Genomic DNA, 16,896 nt, shown 5'->3' with positions numbered 1-16,896 from the left:
GGGCAAGGGCTCAGACAAGAGCATGCTGCTCACCCGGCAGGACTTCCTCGATGCCGGCTATGGCGAGCCGGAGGCCGAGGCCCGCGCCGTCAAGATGCGCGCAGCGGTCAACAAGTGGGGGGATGGCGCCGTGCTGCGCCCGGATGCGGTCGAAGTGCCGGTGCGGATGAATGACCCGCACTTCATGCTGCTGGCGCACCTGAAGCGCTTCACGTACGCGTTCCAGAAGACGATCCTGTCGCGGGTCGTGCATGAGGCCCAGTACGCCAACTACGGCCCGGCTATGGCGCTCGCGTCCTACGTGCCGATCATGATGGCGGCGGATTTTGCGAAGGGGCTCATCCAGAGCGGTGGCGCGCTGCCGACGCAGAAGCAGAACTGGGACGCGCAGGACTGGCTGTGGAACTAGAGCCAGCGCGCGGGGCTCTTCGGTGTTGGCCAGTTCGGCTGGACGTCCTGGAGGATCTCCGCCGTGGCGGCTCGGGCCTCGGCGCCCTGTCGGGCCGACGATCGACCAGTTGGCCGACGGCGTGAAGGTCCTGGGTGGCCGCGCGCAGTTCGGGCCCTTCTGGATGAAGTTGATGCCGGCCAACGCGCTGTATGCCGGCTTCATGGGCCGCGAAGCGACGGACGCGAAGTTCGCGGACTGAAACGGTGCGCCCGATCTGGTGGCCTACGCGGTGCGCGGGGTTCACGATCGGACACTGCTTGGGACGGCGTCGCGCCGGTCGCCCGCGCATCCCTCCATCGCGGAGCCTGGATACGGCTGAATTCAACGCTGCTTATATCAGGATTTCCGAAAAATCATCTCCATCATCACAATTGTTAAACATCGCGCGCTTAGCCGCGCAATAGCATTGCCTCGACAGTCAAAATGCGGATTGCCTTGCAATGGACGAGGCGACTGCGGCCCGGGGGTTTTGCCTGGATACGAGCCGCGCGGCTCACCTAACAAATGAAACACGAGCCGCATAGCTCTTTCCTGAAAACCGGAATCCATGCAAAGCGAAGAACAAGTTATCCAGGTGTCGGGCGGTGCCCGCGTGCATTGCGAGTTCTTTGCCTGCCCGCAGCCACGGGGCACGGTACTAATGATTAACGGCGCATTCGCGACAATCAACTCGCTCCGCCACACGATCAAGTACCTCGTCGAGCAATTCAACGTCGTCGCGTTCGATTTGCCTTTCGCGGGCGAGTCGCGAACATTGAATCCCAACATAACGCCGCTGGACAAAGAGCGGGAAGTCGCGATTTTGCTCGACCTGATGCGCGTCTACGAGCCAGACTTTGCGGTGTCGATGTCGTGGGGCGGCGTCGCGCTGCTACTGTCCCTCGCCCAGAAGCCAGCGGGCATAAAGCGAGCGATCCTCGGGTCGTTCGCACCCGATGTGTCGGGGCCGATGCGCGCCTATCTTGAACAGTCACTAGCACTGCTCTCGGCTGACGATCTACGCGGTGCTGCCGCGCTGTTCAATCGGACGCTGGGGCGCAGCCTGCCGCGTCTGTTTCAGCGCTTCAACGAGCGCTACCTTGCCGATTTTGCTGGGCAAGCATCGAACCAGATTCAGTTTCACATCCGGCACGTGTTGTCTATGGACATCTCGCGATATGAGGGCGCGTTGGCCAAGATCAATCTGCCCTTGATGTTCGTCAACGGCGAGCTGGACGAATACACCTCGTGGGAATCGGTTGCGCGATTGCAGTTGCCGCGCGCACTGATTCGGCGGGAAGTGGTTCCCGGAGCCGGCCACTTCCTTGATATGGAAGGCAAGGCTCCCTGGCGCCACATGCGCGATCTGTTGCTCGACTACCTTCTGGAAGGTGCTGATGTCGCTCCTGAACACGCCTAACGCACTGACCTTGCTGCGCTTGTGTACGGCTCCGGCGATCGCGGCTCTTGTCGTCGGCTCATCGCTACGGCATGGGTCGCTCGCGGCGCTTTGGCTATTCGTCGTCGCGGGTGCATTGGACAAGCTTGACGGCGTAGTCGCGCGGCGCTGGAATCAGGTGACAGAGTTTGGCGCGATCGCCGACCCGATCGTGGACAAAGTTTGGCTACATACGGTGAATGCCGCGTTGTTATCGATCGGGGCGATGCCGCTGTGGGTAGTCGCCACGTTCCTCGCCCGCGATTTCGTCGTGGCTGAATTGCGTGGCGCGGCACGGCGCGATGGAACCTCGCGCGCGGCCCATTGGCTCGGGAAGATGAAAATGCGCAGCCAGACCGTCTATGCGGCGCTCTGTATCGCCGTCACTCTTCCGGCTGTGGAGCCCTCGGCGCACTGGCTTGCCTCGTGCGCACTCGCACCGGCTCTTTATTTCACGATGGCGTCCTTGCTGCATTACACAAGGCTCTATTCTATGCAAGTGCAGCGCTTGAATGCCGTGGGAGACCATCAATGACCGCACGCAAGCTTCGTATCGGCGTTCTCGAGCTGCTCGTCGAAGGCCCCGCGTCCGGCCTCGCCGCGCAACTCTACAATCGAATGTTCACCAAGCAATACGTGAGCATCATGCCGCAGATCATCTCGGTGTGGTGTCGGCAGCTTGGGCACGAGGTGTTCTACCAGACCTACCACGGTCAGACAGACGTCGAAGCAATGATGCCGCGCGACCTCGACTACCTACTGATCTCGACCTACACCAAAAACAGTGCGCTGGCTTATTCGCTCTCGCATCTGTATCGCTCTGCCGGCGCGGTGACGGTGATCGGCGGCCCGCATGCCAAGGCGTTTCCCGAAGATTGCAGCCGTCATTTTGACGTCACGGTACGCGAGTGCGACAAGCAGTTGCTGCAAGAGATCCTCGCCGCAGGCCGCGAGGGGGCGGCCATCGTCTCCAGCGGAAGGGCCCTCCAGGATATCCCTACAGTTGAGGAGCGCATGCCCGAGATTCGGATCGCGTCCTTTGACGACGGGCGGCCGGGACGCTTCACTGTCATCCCCCTGCTTTCGAGCGTTGGCTGCCCGTACACATGCAATTTTTGCATCGACTGGTCGAACGACTACCATCTGCTTTCCACCGACCGCCTCAAGGCAGATCTTCATTACGTCTCGCGCAATCTGCCTGGCGTGCTGCTAGGTTTTCACGATCCTAACTTTGGCGTCAACTTCGACGCGACGATGGATGTCATGCGCAGCGTCTCTCCGAGCAGACGCAATCCGTACGTGATGGAAAGCTCACTGTCTATCCTCAAGCCCGGACGCTTGCCGGCGTTGTCAGAGACGAATTGCGTTTTTGTGCTACCGGGCATCGAGTCCTGGGGAGACTATTCCAATAAGGCTGGTGTCGGACGCCAGACTGGCGCAAAGAAACTGGAGGAAGTGGTACTTCACCTACGAGAGCTGTCTCGCTACGTCGAGGGCATCCAGGCCAACCTTATTTTCGGCACCGACAGTGATGCGGGGTCGCCCCCCATAGACTTGACGCTCGAGTTCATGCGCTCTATGCCTGAGGTCTGGCCCGCGATCAATGTGCCGATTCCCTACGGCGGGACGCCGCTCGCGGACGACTGGCGGGCCAACGGCCGTGTGCTCTCAGCGATGCCGTTGCTGTTCTACCGCAACCCCTACCTCACGTTCCAACCCGCCCACTACGACGCCCAGTCGTACTACGAGAACTGGCTGCGCTTGCGCAAGGAACTGATGTCGCCGACCCTGCTCGCGCGACGGATAGCCAGCAGCACTAGCTTGCGGGTCAAAGGTATGAACGTGCTGCGTACGCTGCGGATGCAGGCCGGATATCGCGAGGTCAGTCGGCACCTGAACGCGATCCGAACCGACAAGCAACTTTCTGACTTCCACGCTGGGCGTAGCGCTGTGCTGCCCGATTACTACGAAGACAAATACGAGCAAGCGCTTGGTAAGTATGCCCAGCTTCTGCCGCGCGGCGGTCGGGCACCATTATTTGGGCAAAGGGCTTCTTCGGCTCCTGAGGCGCAACCCTTGCGCTTCTTGCCGAATGCTGCAACGCCAGGGAACTGAAATGGCACGTCATGCATATTCACAAAGCGAGCGCATGCGCGGCAAGCACGGCGACGACCGTGCTGTCAATGCGATCCAGGATGCCGCCTTTGACGCCAAGTGTGTCGCTGAAGTCCTTGACCATCAGCGCGCGCTTGACGCTCGAGAATAGCAGGTCGCCAAGGATGCCGGCGATTAGCACCGCAAGGGCGCCCATAGCGGAGAAGTTGGATCCCACTTCGACCTGCAATAGAAACCAAGAGCTTATCCCGCCAGCGAGCCCGAAGGCTGCCCCGGACAAGGTCTTGTGCGGCGAGATCCGCGGCGCTAGACGACCGCGCGGCCACAACTTGCCGCCCGCCGACGCGCAGAAATCCTGCGCCGCCATTAGCACGATGCACTCTTGTAGGACTGGCATGTGCGCCGACGAGTTTGTGAGCAGGCGCGTGGCTTCGATAGCGGCCCTACCGAGGATCGCCAGCGAAGAGGCTCCAATCAACAGGGCTGTGTTGAACTTGTCATTATCGTCGGATGCGAGACCACCCGAGAGCAGGATCGCATTAACAGCAAGCAGAAGCAACGTCGCCGGTTCGGTCGCCATCAAGCCACGACCGGCCGCGGCGACCAGCACGGCATTGGCCGTCAGTAGCGCAATGCGCGTCGCCTGGCTGACTTGCAGTCGCGCGAGCAATTCGGCCGCGCTGGCCAATGTCGCGGCGATGAACATTCCCGCAACGATCACGGGCGAACCGGCGAGCGCCAACGCCGTAGCAAGTATCGTCAATACACGATAGGAATATTTTCCGATCCTCGGCGTTGGCATAGTAGTAATTATTTAGATGAACACACAATGCCATATTGTATTTGCTCAGATTGCAGCCTCGAGGAAATTGTAGAGAGGCAAAGGCTCGAACCTCTGCATTTCGATGACGCAATAGATTTCCACACTGGCTGCAGCCAAGGCTGCGGCAGTTGCATCCCATTGATCGCAGAGTCGTTCCGCTTGGCTTGCGTGATGGTGCCACCTTGCGAAGCGTCAGCAACTGATGGAAAGGCACCGCCGAGCCATGATTGAAGAACAGACCATGCTCTATCCTTCGCTTTTCGCCTCCTTTGAGAAGGCGCGCTGGTCGCTCTTGGACAGCATCCCATGGAACAAGATAGACCGATCCCTTCTCGACGATCGCGACATCCACGCGATCCGGATGAACGCGATCTTGGAATGGTCCGCGATGCAGACCATCAGCGTCTTCCTTCGGGATTCGGTCGAGGACACCGATTTCTGTGCATTCGGATCTATCTGGTACTACGAGGAGATGAAGCACTGCCTCGTGCTGATGGAATACCTGCGGCGCATCGACGAGTCTCTGGTTCCGTCACGCGAGACCCTGCGGCAAGTCAATTTCGACACAGACCCAGCATCTCCGCTCGAGACGTTGGCGATGCATTTCTGCGGCGAAATAAGGCTGAACCAGTGGTATCGCTGCGCACAGCAACGGTACAGAGAGCCAGTCATTCGGACTATCTACGGCTTGCTCGCCGCAGACGAAGCGCGTCATGCCCGTGCCTATCTGCAGTACATGCGGCAAGCCTTGATGACAAAAGGCGACGAAGCGAGGGCTGCATTCTCCAAGATCGGCGTGCTCATGTGTAGCCCGCGGCTGAATCGAGGTATGCACCCCACGAACCTGCACGTAAATAAGTCCCTTTTCCCAAACGACACCGTCAACTCGCGGCTGCCGGACCCGGAGTGGCTGGAACGTTGGCTCAGCGATGAGATTTGCTTCGACGACGAATGGGAGCGCCGGGTCATCAAAGGCATTCTCGGCAATTATTCTGACCTGTTCGGGGTGCCGATCGGGGATCTCGCAGCGCTGCGCCGGATCCGTAAGGGGCTGTCGGCAGCGGTGACGTTGATATGAGCCGCCGACTCAAGGTGGGTGTGTCGTTTCTGGTCTCGGCGGTAGCTACAGCTATGGTTGGAGTGCTCGGCTCAGCGTTCGCGTTGCGTCGCATCATCCTCTCCTCAAGACCAGAATCGCGCCAGCGACGATTGCTTGCCAACATCTTGCGCCATAACGCGACGTCCGAATATGGCCGCAAACACAGCTTTAGCACCGAGATATGTTCCCTCGACACCTTCCTGGAAGAGCATCCCATCGTTGACTACGAGGGCCTGCGCGACTGGGTCGAGCGCAGCGTGGAGTGCGGCCGCAACCTGTTGGCCGATGTCGACCTGTTTCGCCTCAGCACGACCAGCGGGACGACGGGGCAGCCAAAGGTGATCCTCCAATCCCGCTTGCTGTACAGACGGGAGTACCTAGAATACACGCTGGCCGTGCTATTCAGGATACTACTCGCTGACCCCCGTTCGCTCATGCGCCCCCTCGGCATTATCGCGGCCGCCAGTGAACGCAAGCGCATCGGTGCCGTGGAGTCCTCGAGCGCGGCCAGCACGCTATACCGCACCTCGCCATTTCGCAGGTTCGCCGCTTTGCCGCCCGGGTTGTTCGAGGTCAGGGATTCTGGTGCGCGCTACTACTATTACAGCTTGTTCCTTATGGCTTGCCGGTGCCGATGTATCGTCACTCCTAACCCGACGACGGTACTGGAAGTGCTGGACGCCGCCTCGCGGCACGCGGAAAGCTTTCTCATCGACCTACGACTCGAACGGCTAGACAACAGGTTCGGCCTTCCTGATGCAACTTGGCGTCAAATCGACGCAGCCTGGGCCGATCTCGCCGCGTGGTCGAGTTCCCCCCGCGCTTTGTTCGAAGATGTGCGCACCATCGTGACGTGGACGGGCGGCAGTTGCGGCTTCTTCGCTCGCCGGTTGTCCGAGCGACTGCCACGCTGCCGTGTACTGGAGCTGGGCTACTTGGCGACGGACTCTCCGATCTGCGTTCCGGTGGGCATGAGCCGCCAGGTATTGGCCTCGGACAGCGTCTTCGCTGAGTTTGTGCCTATCGAGGAGGGCGATGCTCGACCACGCCGGTACTCCGAACTGGAACAGGGGAAGTTATACGAGATCGTCCTGACCAACCGCTACGGGCTATATCGGTATGCGATGCACGACGTCGTCAGGGTGAGCGGGAGGGTCTTCGGTAGCGCTTGCCTGGAGTTCGTTCGCAAGACGGCGGGGTTCAGCAACATCACTGGGGAAAAACTGAGCGAGGACCAAGTCTGTGCCGCTCTTGCAGCATGTGAGGCAGCGCTCGGGCTATCCATCCACTTCTTCGTCGCGATCCCCGACCTTGAGACCCGTGGCTACGACGTTTTTTGCGAGCTAGAGCCTGCTACCTCCCCTCTGTTTGATACCATTTTGCCGGAGCAATTTGACGCGGCGCTGCGTGAACTTAACGTAGAGTATCGTTCGAAGCGCGGCGACGGCCGCTTGCGGCGGCCACGCTTCATCCTTCTCGCCAAAGGTGCGGGGAAACTCTACAAACATGCAATGCTGGCGCGCGGCGCGCGCGACGTGCAGTTCAAGGTTCGCCATCTGCAGTCGGACGGCGCGAACCGGGAATTCCTTGCATCGATGGCCTTATGACAGACACGACAAAGATCGCCTGTCTCGAAGGCGTGGGCAAGACCTATTTCCTCGGGGGCACGCGAATCGACGCCCTGATCGATATCGACCTGCCCATCCGCGCCGGCCGCTTCACCGTCATTTCAGGCCCATCCGGCAGCGGCAAGACCACCCTTCTGAACATCGTCGGCTGCATCGACCGCCCCACGCGCGGCGACGTGTGCATTGGCGATCGGCGTACGCAGGGATTTACCGACGACGAGCTTTCCGACTTCCGTGCTCACTCGCTTGGCTTCGTTTTCCAAAACTTCAACCTACTGCCGGTGCTCAACTGCGCAGAAAACGTCGAATACCCATTGTTACTCGTGGATGCGGATCGCGGACGCCGACAGCGACGCGTCGAAGAGCTGCTCGACGCCGTGGGCCTGCGCGCGCATGCAGCGCATTACCCCGCGCAACTGTCCGGAGGGCAACGCCAGCGAGTGGCCATTGCGCGCGCCCTCGCTAATGAGCCAAAACTGGTGCTCGCCGATGAGCCGACCGCGAATCTCGATTCGCGCACCGGTGCATCGATTGTCGCGCTCATGCGGGATATGCAGCGACGCGAGAAGACGACATTCGTCTTTTCCTCACATGACCCACATGTTATCTCGCAGGCCGACGATACTGTGCATATCCGCGATGGGCGCATTGTCGACAGGAGTTCGAAGTGAATCAGCAGACGACTTCGCTCACCCCCCGGGACTCGCTGGCTACTGCCGAAGGGGGCGGGGCACGGAGCCTGCTCTCTTATTCGCAGGCCGTGCGCAATCTCCTGCGCAACCGCCGCCGCTCAATGGGCACCCTGCTCGCGCTCGTCTTCGGGGCCCTCGCAGTTCTTCTTTTTGGAGGCTATGCCCAAAGCATACGCCTTGGTCTAGAGACCAATATCGTGCGCACGGCTGGGCACCTGCAGATTCAGCACCCTGACTATCTGCTGTTCGGGGCCGGCGACCTGCAAAACTATTCGGTGACCGGGCCCGATAAGATCATCGAGGCGCTGCAGGCTGACCCTTACACTGCATCCCGTATCAACGTTATCTCGTCGTCTCTCGCGTTCAACGGCGTCGCCGGGCATTTCGCCGCAGGGCTGTCGAAGACCGTGCTCGTTCTCGGCACGGTGGCGCAGGACCAGTCGCGGATGCACCGGTGGAACGACTACGCCATGCCCATTGCCCCACCTCCGACTAAGTTGTTGGGAACGTCCGCAGATTCCGTGGTCGTGGGTGCAGGCGTCGCGCGTATCCTCCAGCTGTGCGACATCCTGTCACTGGGTGACTGCCCTCGTCCGACGAGCCAGCCTGTGGTCGCAGCCACGTCGCAGACGCCCGACGACTTACAGGCGCTGGCTGCGACCACCAAGCTTGGCACATCGCCCGCCAGGGATACAAGGCTCGAGCTTTTGGCCGCGACAGCCGCCGGCGCCCCGAACGTTGCCGAGTTGCACCTCCTCGCGGCCGAGCGTCAGGGCACACGCACCGTCGACGATGCCTTCGTCGGCATCCACTTGAAGCAAGCGCAGCGCCTGGTGTTCGGCGCCAATGCTGCGCCACACGCGACCGCGATCCTGTTGCAACTGCGCCATAGCGCAGATTTGGAAAGCGTGCGCAGCCACGTCCAGGTCTTGCTCGCGAAGAAGTTCCCTGCTCAGCCGTTAGCCGTCAATGACTTCAAGCTACTCAACCCAAACTTTGCTCAGACGGTGGGCATGTTCGACGCCATCTTCGGCTTCATCAGCGTGCTTATTGCCGTCATCGTAATGTTCACCGTCGGCAACACAATGAGCATGGCCGTCGTCGAGCGGACGGTAGAGATCGGCACCTTGCGTGCGATGGGGGTACGGCGGTCGGGCATCCGAAAGATCTTCGTGCTCGAAGGGGCGATCCTCGGTTTCGTGGGGGCGCTGTCGGGCTTGGCCGTCGCGATGGTTGTCGCCAGCGTCATTGAGACGCTTGGGTTCACTTGGCTACCACCCGGCTATGTCCAGCCCATGCCGTTGTCGATTCATCTGTGGGGCGAATGGCGGCTCATGGCCGGCACGGTAGCTGGCCTCGTCGCCATCGCCTCGCTGTCCGCATACTGGCCTGCGAGACGGGCATCCCGTCTCGAAATCGTAGAAGCACTCCGCCATGTCTGAACTCGTCCTTGCCTTCCTGCGCCGCGTGATGGCGTTCGTCTTCGCGCTAGCGATGATCCCTAGGGCCTTAGCTGCAGGCCCCGTCGACACTTCGCAACTGCTCGCACGGGCAGATGCGGTGCGCAACCCTTCCCACCCGTTCGCCCTGACAACGACCTTGCTCGAATACAAAGATGGTCGGCAGAAGGCATCCATGACGCTGCGCGCGTTTTCCAGCGCCGGGGGTCCAGCCGCGCAGTTCCGCAGCCTCGTCGAGATTCAGGCACCGACTCAGGATCGCGGCAAGCTCATGCTGAAGGATGGGACGAACCTGTGGATGTTCGATCCGACTAGCAAAGCCACCATCCGGATCTCACCTCAGCAAAAGCTGCTCGGCCAGGCGGCCAACGGCGACGTCGTCACGACCAATTTTGCGTTCGACTACGACGCTCACCTTGAGGGCGAGGAGACGATAGGCGATGGCGATCGCAAGGACGTGCGTTGCTGGAAGCTTGCACTCGCGGCACGTACGCCGCAGACAACTTACCACCACGCGTTTCTATGGATCGCCCAGGATGACGGCCGGCCCGTGAAAGCGCAATTCTTCGTCGAGAGCGGAACGCTGCTCAAGACAGCGTTCTACCGGCGCATGCAGCCGACGCTCGGGATGGATCGGCCTACCGAGACGGTTCTTATCGACGGTCTCGATCCGCACTGGATTACCGTCATGCGGTTCGATCAATATGCGTGGCGCGACATCCCTGAGACCTGGTTGCAGCGCGACTACCTGTCCCGGTTCAAGCCCGAATGATGAAGCGACGCGCGAGCTGGCGTTGGTGCATGCTACTGGCCTCTCTCGCCTTGTCGGATTGGGCCGTGGCATGCCATGCCGCGGAAGACCCTGGGCTGGACATCGCAGACGCGCTCAGTCGCTCTGCACCTGCCACGACATCCGACGTTCCTGGCCAGCGGCGCGTCTTCGTCGAGGCGGCTGCATCGGCCCGGTCGCAAGCCGGCGTGAGTACACAGGCGGCACGCGCGTCACTCGATTACTTTCAGCAGGTCAGCTTCGACCCAGGGTTGCACGGAGTGGTGTCAGGTCGCCTAGACAGAGCCCGGGGGTCAACAGGGCAATACGGCGTGCACACCTTGCGCGAATTGCTCGTCGAATGGCAAGGTAGCCCGAACTGGGTCGTTGACGCCGGGCGCATCAACGCGCAGTTCGGCGAAGCCTTCGGGTTCAACCCGACCGATATCTTCCGCGAGGGCGCGCTGCGCAACGTCACCTCCGTACTGCCAGCCAACCTGCGCAACAACCGCCAGGGCTCTGTTATGCTGCGTGTCCAGCGGCTGTGGGACGGAGGCGCGGCAACTGTGATCGGCTCGCCCAGACTGCCGGGCCAGCCGTCAAGCGACACGTTCTCCCCGAATCTGGCCGCCACGAATCCCCGCAACAGGTGGCTGGTCGCCGTCAGCCAGAAGCTCGGTCAACAAGTCACGCCGCAGCTAGTTCTTGCGGGTGGCGCAGCGCAATCCACTGAAGTTGGTTTTTCGGTCAGTTGGCTACCGTTGCCGAATACCGTGGCATATGTCGAAGCGAGCGAGGCCCGGCGACCGACGACGTTAGCGTCGATCGGTGCTTGGCCCGACGATACTCGCGTACGACCTCAGGTCGCGATCGGGGGAACTTGGAACGTGACCGAAGCACTCTCAATCAACCTCGAATTCGACGCCGACGCGACGGCGCCTGGTACCTCGCAGACAAGGGCGTTGACCGCGGCGCCGACGGTGGTTCGTACTTTGTTCACGCAAGCACTGCAACGCAATCAGGTACTGCCCTATCCGAGGCAATGGTTTGTCACCACGACGTGGAAGGACCTGCTAGGCCCCGAGTCCTACTTCCGCACCCTAGCGCGCATCGACGCTCGCTCGGGACGCGGGCAATATTGGCTCGAGCTCCGCAAGCGTTTTGGCGCGACGGAACTTGCGGCCCAATTTCTTGTCGAACCAGCCTCCCCGATCCAGGAGCATCAAGCCAGATCGAAGGCATTCAGCCTCATCGTCGACCACTATTTCTAGCCGGCAGATACCAACGCACCAAGAAATACGAGCACCCGACGCCCATGACCTCTCCCTGGATCATTCATTGGTCTTTCGATCCGATTGCCTTGCAGCTCGGCCCTTTTGCGCTCCATTGGTACGGGCTGTGCTGGCTGCTCGCTTTCCTGCAGGCCAAGTATCTCGCGCGCCGCCTTCTGGCCCACCTTGGCCAAGACGACATCGATGTCGAGGGGCTGACGGTGGCCACGCTCATCGGAACAATCGCGGGTGCCCGGCTCGCGCATTGCCTGTTTTATGACCCCGCGTTCTACCTGTCGCATCCGCTCAAGATCCTTGCGATATGGGAAGGCGGCATGGCCAGCCACGGAGGAGCGGTCGGGTTCGTTATCGCGATCGCCTGGGCCGCGCAGCGCTATGCCAAGGGGCTACCGCTGCTAACGCTACTGGACGTGGTGTCGCTGCCGGCGTGCATCGGCGGCGCGATCGTGCGAGTCGCAAATTTCCTCAACTCCGAGATTCTCGGCATGCCGACGTCAGGGCGTTGGGGTGTTATCTTCGACCGCGTAGATCAGATTCCTCGCATCCCAGTGCAACTGTTCGAGGCGATTGGCTACTGCCTCATTTGGATCGTCCTCTTCTTGCAATACCGTCGCCGGGACGCGCTCAGCTACTCCGGCAGGTTGACTGGCTGGTACCTCGTGCTCGTTTTCGGCGTACGCTCTATCCTCGAGTCGTGGAAGATGCCCCAGGCGGCCTACGAGGTCGGCGACATCGTGTCCGTCGGTCAATGGCTAAGCGCGCCCTTTGTCCTAGTCGGCCTATTTCTTCTTTTGCGGTCAAGGCTCATCCCCCGCATTCGGACGGCAAGCTGATATCCAGGATCGGTGTCGTTATCCGACGAACAAGGGGGGGCGAACCCGGAGATGTTCGAGGCAGTGTCCTCGCTCATCACCAATGATCACCAATGCGCTTACTGATGCGGTGCTCAGGCTTGCTGGTGGGGCAGGCCTTGCACGTCAAATTGATGCATACAGATGTGGAGCGTGGGTTCATCGATTTTTCGGGGCCCACTTGAAACCATGCAAGAACGTAGCTTTCGCGAAACCTTGCTGGCCATGCTGGGGCTATGTTTTGTCCTAATCATGGTTGCGATGGATCAAACCGTAATCAGTACGGCATTGCCTACCGTTGTAGCCGAATTCAAGGGCTTTGAACTGTACGCATGGGTGGGCACATCCTACCTGTTGATGTCGGTCATTATGGTACCCATCTTTGGTAAACTGGGCGGTGATCATGGCCGCAAGCCTTTCGTACTCGCCGGCCATTGTCGTGTTCACACTGGCTTCAATGCTGTGCGGCATGGCCCGGAGCATGCCGCAATTGGTGCTGGCCCGTGGTATGCAGGGTATTGGTGGAGGCATGCTGATGGCCACTTCGTTTGCTTGCGTCCCCGATCTGTTTCCTGAACCCAGGCGGCGATTGCGCTGGCAGGTACTGTTCAGCACCAGCTTTGGCTTGGCCAATGCGGTCGGTCCGACCATGGGCGGTTATCTGACCGAATACTGGGGCTGGCGCGCCGTCTTCATTGTGAACATTCCAGTCGGACTGTTGAGCCTAGGCTTTGTGTCGCGCTATCTGCCTCAAATTCGTCACTCAGAACATCCGCCATCAAAGATGGACAGGCTGGGGGCCGTGCTGCTGGCGTTGACCCTGGGCTGCGTGCAACTGTTGAGGGAGTGCTTGCCCCAAGGCAAACCTGTTGCATGGTTGATCTCGCTGGGAATAGGTTCAAATCCTGCCCCCGCAACCACAAATAGAAGAGCGACGCATTGAGATATTCAGACGCACTCTTCTACCAAGTCGAAAGGCTCGCTCCAAGACCTGAGCCAAGATAGCAAAGCCCGCGCATGCGGGCTTTTTGCTTTTTCAGCGACGGTGGCAACGTGGTCGCGCAAAACACCACAAGTGCTGCAAGCTAGCCATCACGGTAAGCGCTCGATGAGCACCGTCTTGTTGGCGGAATGGCAATGAGAGAGTCTGGTGCCCATTAGATCTGATGGGTACTAGAGTGGTGGAAGCCAGAAAGCGAGGACGGCGTCCTGGATCGAAGAACTATCCTCCTGGGTTCCGGGAGATGGTTGTCGCCGAGACGAATGACCCCGACCGTTCGATAGCAGATGTTGCTCAGGCTCACGGGTTGAACGCTAACATGGTTGCGCAATGGCGACGACAAGTACAAAAAGCGAGCGAGGTGGTGATTGCGGTGCAGCCATCGCCCTCGGAGTTGCTGCCGGTGGAGGTAATTGACGTCGGTGATGATCGCGAGGCGGTTGCCGGCCAAGCGATGGTGGTCGAGCGTGAAACCAAACTCGCCGCGCTGCAGGACCGACTGTCGTCGCGCGAACAAGAGATCGAACATCTGAAGTTGCTGATTGCGAAGCTTCAGCGCATGCAGTTCGGGCGCAAGTCGGAGAAGCTGCAGCGACAGATCGAGCAACTGGAGCTGCGCCTGGAAGACCTGCAGGCTGATGAAGGTGTGGCGACTGCTGCCACCGAGTCCAAGACTGCGCCAGAGCCACGCAAGCCCAAACAACGCAAGCCGTTGCCGGAGCATCTGGAGCGCGAAGAGCGTGTTCATGAGCCTGGCGAGGACGACTGCCCTCAATGTGGCAGTGCGCTTAAGCTCTTGGGCGAGGACGTGTCCGAACAACTCGAATACGTGCGGGCGCACTTCCGCGTCATCCGCCACCGCCGCCCCAAGTTGGCCTGCTCGTGCTGCGACGTCATCGTGCAGGCGGCGGCGCCAAGCCGCCCGATAGAGCGGGGCCTGCCGGGCCCTGGGCTGCTTGCCCACATCGCCACCTCCAAGTTCCTGTATCACTTGCCGCTGCATCGCCAGGCTGCGATGTTTGCACGTGAGAGCGTGGAACTCGACTCGGGCATGATGGGGCATTGGATGGGCCGCCTGACGTGGTTGCTCTCGCCTCTGGTCGACGCGGTGCGCCGTTATGCGTTGGGTGGCACCAAGGTGCACGGCGATGACACACCGCTGCCCGTCTTGGAGCCCGGCCGTGGCACCACCAAAACCGGTCGGCTCTGGGTGTACGTGCGCGACGACAGATCTAGCGGCTCGGCTGATGCGCCGGCCGTTTGGTTTGCCTACACGCCGGATCGACGCGGTGAGCACCCGCAGCGCCATCTGGCCGAGTTCGCTGGCGTGCTGCAGGCCGATGCGTTCGCGGGCTATGCGGAACTGTATCGTGGTGGCCGCATCCGCGAGGCAGCATGCGTCGCGCACGCGCGAAGAAAAATCCACGATCTGCACGCTGTAAGGCCCTCGACCATCACTCGGGAAGCCCTGGAGCGCTTCGGTGCGCTCTATCGAATCGAGGCACAGATCCGCGGCAAACCACCCGATGAACGCCTACGTGTACGGCGGGAAAAGGCGGTGCCACTGCTCGACGGCATGAAGCGGTGGTTCGAGGCGGTCCTGCCCACGCTCTCCGCGAAATCCGACACCACGAAGGCTATCCGGTATGCACTGAACCGCTGGCCGGCGCTCACCTATTACTGCGACAATGGACAGGCCGAGATCGACAACCTGATTGCGGAGCGTGCGCTGCGCGGTGTGGCCCTTGGTCGTCGGAATTTTATGTTTGCCGGCTCGGACGCTGGCGGCGAGCGCGCCGCAGCCATGTATACGCTCATCGGCACGGCGCGTCTGAACGGACTCGATCCCGAAGCCTACTTGCACTACGTCATCGAACGCATTGCCGACTACCCGGCGAACCGCGTCGACGAGCTACTGCCTTGGAACGTCGCTGAGAACCTGCCCGCGACTGCCAAGACCGATCCCATTCGTTAACGGCAGTCTCCTCCGCAGTCAACATCTGCTGCTACGGTGCAGATCAGGCCCTTACATTCAACTCCCATAGCGCTTATGATCGATCATGCCCTTTCTCTTCTCCTATGGCACTCTGCAACAAGAAAATGTCTAGCTATCTACCTTTGGGCGACTGCTTGACGGAAGAAGGGACCAGCTTGTTGGTTACCAGCTTGCGCTCGTACCCATCGATGATCCCAGGATCGTGGCAACGAGCAGGAAGACGCATCATCAAATCGTCAGTTTCACAGGTGTGAGCACGGACCGTGTGGATGGCACCGTGTTTGAAATCACGGACGCTGAGTTGAAGGATGCGGATGACTATGAAGTAGCGGCATACACGCGCGTGGCGGCAGCACTTGCCTCAGGAAAACAAGCGTGGGTGTACGTCGACGCTCAAGTCTCGCCCGGCAGCTAACAACGGCTATCACCCTCGTTCATGCCACATCCCCCGAAAACGGGGATAGTCGAGCGCTTACGGATATTCAATCATCATGAGAACCTATATCAAAGACTGTCGGCACGGAAAATTTCTCCTCATCAATGGAGACATGATTTCCAACTACGTCAACATGTACGGGGAGTGGTCGGAAGCGGAGGTCGAGCTGTTTCAAGACATCCTTTCACCCGCTTCAAACGTAGTTGAAGTTGGAGCAAATATTGGGATGCACACAATCCCGCTTTCCATGATCTGCAGCGAAGGAAAAGTTGTTGCTTATGAACCCCAGCGCCCAATCTTCCACGTCCTCTGCGGAAACATCGCGCTGAACAACCGGCTCAACATCATTGCTAGAAATATTGCAGTTGGTGACACGGCGGGGATTGTGAACATTCAGACATCAACCTACGAACAACCGTGGAATTATGGCTCCTTCTCCATCAAGCAAGGATTCACCACCGAAGGCGAATATGAAGCGGCGACAACAGTAACGCAGGTGGAGGTCATCAAAATTGACGAGGATCAGCAGTTACGAGCACTTTCTGGCGTTGATCTAATCAAGATTGACGCTGAAGGATTCGAGCCCGAAATCCTGAAGGGGGCTTGGGATCTCATCATGCTGCACAAGCCTCGACTCTTCATTGAAGCGAACTCCGAGCCAGTTGTTCGAGATGTGCTGCAAATGTTAAGCGCGGCGGGTTACACCGCTTACTGGTTTATCAGCAACCGATTTCGCACTAGCAACTTCAACAGGAACTGGTTCCGAGTTAATGTAAGCGAGTCGCCAGCGCCGTCTTGACGTAAGCGATGGATCTCAGGCGCGAGCGCGAACCAGATCAGCCACGACCCACGGCATGAGCTCGTCGA

General features: G+C 60.0%; 16 protein-coding genes and 1 pseudogene. 16 read left to right on the top strand and 1 reads right to left on the bottom strand.

What is annotated here, in order from left to right; translation table 11 throughout:
• Window positions 1-22 precede the first annotated feature (22 nt).
• The 5 genes from ABIC76_RS20655 (at window position 23) to ABIC76_RS20635 (ending at window position 3,983) form a co-directional block, all read left to right on the top strand.
• Window positions 23-409, top strand: coding sequence for a hypothetical protein (locus ABIC76_RS20655; RefSeq protein ID WP_354535087.1), 387 nt, complete (start codon window positions 23-25; stop codon window positions 407-409).
• Between the two features lie 109 nt (window positions 410-518).
• Complete coding sequence (locus tag ABIC76_RS20650) at window positions 519-650, top strand: hypothetical protein (RefSeq protein ID WP_354535086.1); 132 nt, start codon at window positions 519-521, stop codon at window positions 648-650.
• Between the two features lie 348 nt (window positions 651-998).
• Window positions 999-1,850 carry an alpha/beta hydrolase gene (locus ABIC76_RS20645; protein ID WP_354535085.1) on the top strand — a complete coding sequence of 284 codons (852 nt, stop codon included), beginning with the start codon at window positions 999-1,001 and terminating at the stop codon, window positions 1,848-1,850.
• On the top strand, window positions 1,828-2,403 hold the full coding sequence (locus tag ABIC76_RS20640; RefSeq protein WP_354535084.1) for a CDP-alcohol phosphatidyltransferase family protein: 576 nt from the start codon (window positions 1,828-1,830) through the stop codon (window positions 2,401-2,403). The genes ABIC76_RS20645 and ABIC76_RS20640 overlap by 23 nt, the downstream gene beginning before the upstream one ends.
• Entirely contained in the window at window positions 2,400-3,983 is a 1,584-nt protein-coding gene (locus ABIC76_RS20635; protein WP_354535083.1) for a B12-binding domain-containing radical SAM protein, read from the top strand. The genes ABIC76_RS20640 and ABIC76_RS20635 overlap by 4 nt, the downstream gene beginning before the upstream one ends.
• 19 nt (window positions 3,984-4,002) lie before the next feature.
• Here the strand turns inward: ABIC76_RS20635 and ABIC76_RS20630 are convergent, their stop codons facing one another.
• On the bottom strand, window positions 4,003-4,785 hold the full coding sequence (locus ABIC76_RS20630) for a phosphatidate cytidylyltransferase (protein ID WP_354535081.1): 783 nt from the start codon (window positions 4,783-4,785) through the stop codon (window positions 4,003-4,005).
• Between the two features lie 262 nt (window positions 4,786-5,047).
• On the opposite strand from ABIC76_RS20630, the gene ABIC76_RS20625 reads away from it, so the two are divergent.
• The 11 genes and pseudogenes from ABIC76_RS20625 (at window position 5,048) to ABIC76_RS20575 (ending at window position 16,828) form a co-directional block, all read left to right on the top strand.
• Window positions 5,048-5,884, top strand: coding sequence for a ferritin (locus ABIC76_RS20625; protein ID WP_354535279.1), 837 nt, complete (start codon window positions 5,048-5,050; stop codon window positions 5,882-5,884).
• On the top strand, window positions 5,881-7,512 hold the full coding sequence (locus tag ABIC76_RS20620) for a GH3 family acyl-acid amido synthetase (RefSeq protein WP_354535080.1): 1,632 nt from the start codon (window positions 5,881-5,883) through the stop codon (window positions 7,510-7,512). Before ABIC76_RS20625 ends, ABIC76_RS20620 begins: the two co-directional genes overlap by 4 nt.
• Window positions 7,509-8,204 carry an ABC transporter ATP-binding protein gene (locus tag ABIC76_RS20615; protein WP_354535079.1) on the top strand — a complete coding sequence of 232 codons (696 nt, stop codon included), beginning with the start codon at window positions 7,509-7,511 and terminating at the stop codon, window positions 8,202-8,204. The genes ABIC76_RS20620 and ABIC76_RS20615 overlap by 4 nt, the downstream gene beginning before the upstream one ends.
• Complete coding sequence (locus ABIC76_RS20610) at window positions 8,201-9,667, top strand: ABC transporter permease (protein WP_354535078.1); 1,467 nt, start codon at window positions 8,201-8,203, stop codon at window positions 9,665-9,667. The genes ABIC76_RS20615 and ABIC76_RS20610 overlap by 4 nt, the downstream gene beginning before the upstream one ends.
• A 16-nt stretch (window positions 9,668-9,683) precedes the next feature.
• Window positions 9,684-10,457, top strand: a complete 774-nt coding sequence (locus ABIC76_RS20605; protein WP_502947887.1) for an outer membrane lipoprotein-sorting protein — start codon at window positions 9,684-9,686, stop codon at window positions 10,455-10,457.
• Between the two features lie 338 nt (window positions 10,458-10,795).
• The gene (locus tag ABIC76_RS20600) at window positions 10,796-11,725 is read left to right on the top strand and encodes a hypothetical protein (protein ID WP_354535077.1); all 930 of its coding nucleotides are present in this window, start codon (window positions 10,796-10,798) and stop codon (window positions 11,723-11,725) included.
• Window positions 11,726-11,769: 44 nt separating this feature from the next.
• Complete coding sequence (lgt, locus tag ABIC76_RS20595; RefSeq protein WP_354535076.1) at window positions 11,770-12,579, top strand: prolipoprotein diacylglyceryl transferase; 810 nt, start codon at window positions 11,770-11,772, stop codon at window positions 12,577-12,579.
• Window positions 12,580-12,786: 207 nt separating this feature from the next.
• A pseudogene (locus ABIC76_RS20590) lies at window positions 12,787-13,456 on the top strand (MFS transporter); the annotation flags it as partial.
• 307 nt (window positions 13,457-13,763) lie between these two features.
• Window positions 13,764-15,572, top strand: a complete 1,809-nt coding sequence (gene tnpC, locus ABIC76_RS20585) for an IS66 family transposase (protein ID WP_354535075.1) — start codon at window positions 13,764-13,766, stop codon at window positions 15,570-15,572.
• Window positions 15,573-15,795: 223 nt separating this feature from the next.
• Window positions 15,796-16,008: a gamma-glutamylcyclotransferase family protein gene (locus ABIC76_RS20580; protein ID WP_354535074.1), complete on the top strand. Its 213-nt coding sequence runs from the start codon at window positions 15,796-15,798 to the stop codon at window positions 16,006-16,008.
• 133 nt (window positions 16,009-16,141) lie between these two features.
• The gene (locus ABIC76_RS20575; protein WP_354535073.1) at window positions 16,142-16,828 is read left to right on the top strand and encodes an FkbM family methyltransferase; all 687 of its coding nucleotides are present in this window, start codon (window positions 16,142-16,144) and stop codon (window positions 16,826-16,828) included.
• Window positions 16,829-16,896: the final 68 nt, after the last annotated feature.

This window comes from Ralstonia sp. 1138 (assembly GCF_040544795.1).
In the GTDB taxonomy this organism is placed as follows: domain Bacteria; phylum Pseudomonadota; class Gammaproteobacteria; order Burkholderiales; family Burkholderiaceae; genus Ralstonia; species Ralstonia flatus.
Note: the sequence above shows the minus strand (reverse complement) of the source record. Positions and strands in the feature narration are given on the sequence as shown.